This window comes from Frankia nepalensis (genome assembly GCF_016786325.1).
GTDB classification, from domain to species: Bacteria; Actinomycetota; Actinomycetes; order Frankiales; family Frankiaceae; genus Pseudofrankia; species Pseudofrankia nepalensis.
In genome coordinates, this window is the sequence record NZ_JADWYU010000300.1 from 1 (window position 1) to 3,654 (window position 3,654).

Here is a 3,654-nt window from a genome sequence, read left to right on the forward strand (position 1 = left end):
ACACGGGGCTCTACCGGACCAGGAACCACCACGAAAATCGATCACGAAAAGATCGCAACCAGATACACGCCCTAGTGGAAGCCAGCCCACGGGAGCCGGCTGGTGGGAGCCGGCCGGCGTGGCGGCCCGCCGGCGTGGCGGCCGGTCGGGACATCACGTCCCGAGAAGGTCGTGACGGTGGGACCGGGCGTACGGGACGCGCGCCCGCCGAGCATCGACGCCAGCACCCGATCCCACAGGAGGCGTCATGCCCACCACGACCACCACCGCCGGCCCAGCCACCACCACCAGCCCCGTCTCGTCCCTCCTCGCGGACAGGGCGCCGCGCTCACCCCGGCCGACCGCCCGTGCCGGCGGCGTCGGCCGGGCCGGCGACCCGTCCGCCGCGCGCCGGACGGCGCTGCTCGGCGCCGGGGCGGCCGGGGTCTGCGCCCTGGGCTTCGGCTACCTCTCGATCGACTCGCTGCTGCACCCGGGCGCGAAGTACTACCGGGACGTCGTGTTCCTGTGGCCGTGGCTGTCCGGCGCGCTGGCGCTGTTCGCCCTGCACCTGGTCCAGCGGCGCCCCGGCCAGCGCGTGGAGCGGGCCGGGGCGTGGCTGACGCTGACCGGCATGGCGCTGTCCGTCCTCGGGATGCTGCCGCGGATGGCCGGCGGCGACGAGCCGTGGACCGCCCTGCTCGGGCCCGCGATGCTCGCCTGGGTCGTCGGCATGGTGGCGCTGGGCATCGGCACGTGGCGGGCCGGCGTCGTCCCCGCCTGGGCGGGCGTCGCCATCGCGCTGGCCGAGCCGTCGACCGTCGGCCTGGCCTGGGTCCTCCGACCGATCTCACCCCTGACCGACGTCGGCAGCTACAGCGGCGCCCTCGGCAACGCCGTCGCCTGGCTCCTGGTCGCCTGCGCCCTGCTCACCACGGCCGACCGGCACCGCCGGGCCGAGCAGCCAGCCCTCGCCGCCTGAACCGGCACCGGTGGTCGGCACCCGACAGCCGGCGCTTGGCACTCGGCGCTCGACGGCCGGCACCTGGCGGCCGGTACCCGGCGGCCGGCACACCGCGCACCAGGCGCCCGGGTCCCGGGGCCCGGGGCCCGGGACCTGGAAAGATCCTCAGCCGGGCATCGTCCCGTTCGCCATCGCGCGACGTTCGCCATCGCGCGACGCTCGCCGTGGCGCCGGCGCCGTTCGTCGCGCTGGATCGACCGCTCGTCGCTGGGCGCGGCGCACCGACCGCTCGGCGCGCGGCCGCCGACCCGCCCGGCGCCGGGTTGCCGCCATCGGACGCAGGGACACGCTGTCGGGGTGCCGCGGGGCCAGATCGACACCCTACTGTGACCGCCACCACACCGTTTGCCCGACCGTTCTCCATGGCCGGGCGGCAGTCAGCCAACGGCCGCGTGAGCGTTCCGCGCGCGGGCGGAGGCCGTCAGCGGAATCGAGGCAGCCGCGTGAGCACCATCCCGTCAGTCTCTGGCGCCGCGAGCGCGCCGGCGAGCGGTCCGGTCACCTACGTCGACATACAACAAAGCCAGGAGTTCAAGGACCTGAGGCGCTCGTTCCGGCGCTTCGTGTTCCCCATGACCGGCCTTTTCCTGGCCTGGTACTTCCTCTACGTGCTGCTGGCCGCGTTCGCGCCCGGCTTCATGTCGAACAAGGTCGGCGGGAACATCAACGTCGGCCTGCTGTTCGGGTTCGGGCAGTTCCTGTCGACCTTCCTGATCACCTGGGTGTACGTGCGCTGGGCGGGCCGCCGGCTCGACCCGGCCGCCGCCGCGCTGCGTGCCCGCTTCGAGGGCGACACCGGCGGCACCGTCGACACCGGCGGCACCGTCGACACCGGCGGCACCGTCAACGCCGGCGGCGCCGTCAACGCCGGCGGCGCCGTCGACGCTCCGGCTGGGGGTGAGGTCCGATGACCCTGGCCGCCGAGACGGTCGGCGAGCCGGCCGTCAACATCGCGATCTTCGGCCTGTTCGTCGTCGTCACGCTCGTCATCGTGATCCGGTTCTCCCGCTCGAACCGCACCGCCACCGACTTCTACGCCGGCGGCCGGGCGTTCTCGGGGCGGCAGAACGGTATCGCGATCTCCGGCGACTACCTGTCCGCCGCCTCGTTCCTCGGCATCGCCGGCGCGATCGCGCTGACCGGCTACGACGGCTTCCTCTACTCGATCGGCTTCCTGGTCGCCTGGCTGGTCGCGCTGCTGCTGGTCGCCGAGCTGCTGCGCAACACCGGCCGCTACACCATGGCCGACGTGCTGAGCTTCCGGCTGCGCGAGGGCCCGGTGCGCACCGCCGCCGCGATCTCCACGCTGGCCGTCAGCCTGTTCTACCTGCTCGCCCAGATGGCCGGCGCCGGCGGCCTGGTGAACCTGCTGCTCGGCGTCTCCGGCACGTGGGGCCAGAACCTGACGATCGCCGTCGTCGGCATCCTGATGATCGTCTACGTGTTGGTCGGCGGGATGAAGGGCACCACCTGGGTGCAGATCATCAAGGCGGTCCTGCTGGTGCTCGGCGCGGCGCTGATGACCTTCTGGGTTCTCGGCAAGGCCGGCTTCAACCTGTCGTCGCTGCTTGGCGACGCGGCCGCGACCAGCCCGGCGGGCGAGGCGGTGCTCAACCCCGGCGTCCGGTACGGCGCCTCGGACACCACGAAGATCGACTTCGTCTCGCTGTCGATGGCGCTGGTGCTCGGCACCGCCGGCCTGCCGCACGTCCTGATGCGGTTCTACACCGTGCCGACCGCGATCCAGGCTCGCCGCAGCGTCGCCTGGGCGATCGGGATCATCGGCTGCTTCTACCTGTTCACCCTGGTCCTCGGGTACGGCGCGATGTACCTCGTCGGCGCCGACAAGATCAACGCCGCGCCGGGCAAGGCGAACGCGGCGGCCCCGCTGCTCGCCTTCGAGCTCGGCGGGACGCTGTTGCTGGGCATCATCGCGGCGGTCGCGTTCGCCACGATCCTGGCCGTCGTCGCCGGCCTGACGATCACCGCGAGCGCTTCGTTCGCGCACGACGTCTACAACAGCGTGCTGAAGAAGGGCGCCGCGGTGGCGCACCAGGAGGTCCGGGTCGCCCGGATCACCGCGGTGGTCATCGGTGTCGTCGCGATCGTCGGCGGCATCCTCGCCAAGGACCAGAACGTCGCCTTCCTGGTGGCGCTGGCGTTCGCCGTGGCCGCGTCCGCGAACCTGCCGACGATCCTCTACTCGCTGTTCTGGAAGCGGTTCAACACCCGCGGCGCGCTGTGGAGCATCTACGGCGGGCTGATCTCGGCCGTCGTCCTGATCGTCTTCTCGCCGGTCGTCTCCGGGAAGCCCGGCGGCGCATCCATGATCAAGGACAGCTCCGTCGACTTCCACTGGTTCCCGTTGGACAACCCGGGGATCGTGTCGATCCCGCTCGCGTTCCTGCTCGGCTGGCTTGGCACGGTCACCAGCCGGGAGCGGGCCGACGAGGCCAGGCAGGCCGAGATGGAGGTCCGCTCCCTGACCGGCGCCGGCGCCGAGCGGGCGGACGCGGAGCCGGTCTCCACCGAGTCCGCCGCCGAGCCGACCCCGGTCTGAGAGACCAGGCGGTCCGGGCCCCACCGTGCCGGGGCCCGGGCCGCCACCACGTCCGACCCGGCCGGCCGGGCTCCCCCCTCCCGGCTGGCCG

General features: G+C 73.0%; 2 protein-coding genes and 1 pseudogene. All 3 read left to right on the forward strand.

All coding sequences use genetic code 11. The annotated features are described in order from the left end of the window. Window positions 1-247 precede the first annotated feature (247 nt). The 3 genes and pseudogenes from I6A81_RS40670 to I6A81_RS40680 all read left to right on the forward strand — a co-directional run bounded on the left by I6A81_RS40670 (window position 248) and on the right by I6A81_RS40680 (window position 3,563). Entirely contained in the window at window positions 248-961 is a 714-nt protein-coding gene (locus I6A81_RS40670; protein ID WP_238431142.1) for a hypothetical protein, read from the forward strand. Between the two features lie 485 nt (window positions 962-1,446). Continuing rightward, window positions 1,447-1,797 (forward strand): annotated as a pseudogene (locus I6A81_RS45310) (DUF485 domain-containing protein); the annotation flags it as partial. 113 nt (window positions 1,798-1,910) lie between these two features. Next, entirely contained in the window at window positions 1,911-3,563 is a 1,653-nt protein-coding gene (locus I6A81_RS40680; protein WP_203008105.1) for a solute symporter family protein, read from the forward strand. The last annotated feature ends 91 nt before the right edge of the window (window positions 3,564-3,654 follow it).